Annotated in this window: 1 pseudogene; it reads left to right on the forward strand. The window is 59.8% G+C overall.

Features of this window, described 5'->3' with window-relative positions:
- Nucleotides 1–251, forward strand: a pseudogene (locus tag EOD29_RS37695) (thermonuclease family protein); the annotation flags it as partial.

The following is a 251-nucleotide window of genomic DNA, read 5'->3' on the forward strand; positions in this document are numbered from 1 at the left end:
TCGACGGCGACACGTCAAGTGCGATGGGCAAAACACGCGATTGCTGGGGGAAGGCGTTCCATTCGTCAGCGGCATCGACACGCCGGAGATCGGGAGCCCCGCAAAGTGTCTCAAGGAACGGAAGCTGGCGTTGATTGCCAAGGGAAGGCTGAAAGAACTTTTGGCTAATTCAGCGGCGCGGTGGACCGGACGCCATCGCACCGACCGCTCGTCAGCATCTATCGACCGAATGGGAAGAGATCGGAGCCAAG

This window comes from Mesorhizobium sp. M1A.T.Ca.IN.004.03.1.1 (assembly GCF_003997555.1).
In the GTDB taxonomy this organism is placed as follows: domain Bacteria; phylum Pseudomonadota; class Alphaproteobacteria; order Rhizobiales; family Rhizobiaceae; genus Mesorhizobium.